Annotated in this window: 2 protein-coding genes; both read right to left on the bottom strand. The window is 69.6% G+C overall.

Annotated features, from left to right (window positions below; translation table 11 throughout):
- A partial coding sequence (locus HUK82_RS16495; RefSeq protein ID WP_176614950.1) for an alpha/beta fold hydrolase occupies positions 1-480 on the bottom strand: 480 nt, incomplete at its 3' end.
- A gap of 90 nt (positions 481-570) precedes the next feature.
- Positions 571-1,510, bottom strand: a 940-nt coding sequence (locus tag HUK82_RS16490) for an MFS transporter (RefSeq protein WP_176614949.1), incomplete at its 5' end; no start/stop codon positions are given.

The following is a 1,510-nucleotide window of genomic DNA, read 5'->3' as shown; positions in this document are numbered from 1 at the left end:
CGCCCGCCGCCGCAGGTCCGCCATGCCGGGCGGCAGCAGGTCGAACCCGGTTTCGCCGTCGCGGGGCAGAAGCGCGTCGAGATAGATCAGCCGTCGCAGGCGCGCGCGACGCCGGTCGGCGACCCCGGTCGCGACCATGCCGCCGTAGGAATGGGCAACGAGGGTGACGTTCGTCAGGTCGTTGGTGTCCAGAACGTTGCAGATGTCTTCGATATGCGTGTCGATCGTGATCTGCGCGGACAGTAGATGGCTGCGCTCGCCCAGGCCCGTCAGGGTCGGCGTGTGCACTTCGTGTCCCAGTCGGCGGAGCATGGGTGCGACGACGCGCCAGACCCACCCGCCGCCGAACATCCCGTGCACCAGCACGAATGTGCGCGTGGCGCCCTGCGTCGCGGGTTGGTCGGCCGCAGCCGGAAGAACCAGTCCCAGCGGCGAGGCCCCCAGGGCCTGAAGAAGGGTGCGGCGTGGCGTGTGCGGCATGTGTCAGGTGATCCGGCTTTGAAAAAAGTCAGTGCTGACAGTGCTGGACGCAGGACAGGGACGGAAATGATATCGCGGTGACGTGCGGCCTTAGTGCCCGACGCGCAGCAGGCGCCCACAGAGCCCGACCCCGGCCATCCCGCCTGCCAGCAGGACCAGCGCCGCGTCCAGACTGGTGCCCTGCGCCACGAAGCCGACAAGGGCTGGCCCCAGCAGTTCGCCTGCGCTGCCCAGTGTCGTGACCGCCGGAACCGCGGCGTGCCCGGGCATCGCCGTCTGCCGTCCGGCGGCAGAATAGAGCACCGGCACGATGTTCGCGCAGCCGGCCCCGGTCAGGGCAAAGCCTGCCAGGGACACCGGCACGGACGGGATCAGCGCGACCAGCAGCAGTCCGGCGGCCGCCACGATGCCGCCCAGCGCGACCACCCGCCGCATGCCCAGACGCGTGACGAGCCGGTTGCCGCAGAGGCGCCCCAGCGTCATGGCGATGGCAAACAGGGCATAGCCGACGCCCGCATGCCGCGCGTCCAGACCCCGGCGGGTGTTGAGAAACACGCCGCTCCAGTCGAGTACCGCGCCTTCAGTCAGAAACGCGACGGCGCACAGCGCCCCGATCAGAATGACGATGCCATGCGGTATCACGAATGCGGGGCCCGGATGGTCCGCCCCGAACGGCAGCATCCCGGCGACGAAGGCCACCACCACCAGCATCAGCCCCCCGATGGTCAACAGGTCGGCGGTCAGCGGCGACGCCCCAAGGCTCAGCAGTCCGCCCATCACGACGGCTCCAGCGATGCCCCCCATGCTGAAAAATCCATGGAATCCCGACATCATCGGGCGCCGGGCGGCCTGTTCGACAATGACGGCCTGAATGTTGACGACACAGTTCGCGATTCCCAGCGCCGCCCCCATCAAGCCCAGCGCGATCACCAATGGCGGCAGCGCGCGTGCGCTGGCCAGAACCGGAAAGGCGGCGGCGACCACGGCCATGGCCGCCGCCACCACCGCGCGGCAGCCAAAGCGCGCGGCC

This window comes from Ameyamaea chiangmaiensis (assembly GCF_013376175.1).
GTDB classification, from domain to species: domain Bacteria; phylum Pseudomonadota; class Alphaproteobacteria; order Acetobacterales; family Acetobacteraceae; genus Ameyamaea; species Ameyamaea chiangmaiensis.
The sequence above is the reverse complement of the archived record's forward strand: the minus strand, read 5'-3'. Positions and strand labels throughout refer to the sequence as shown.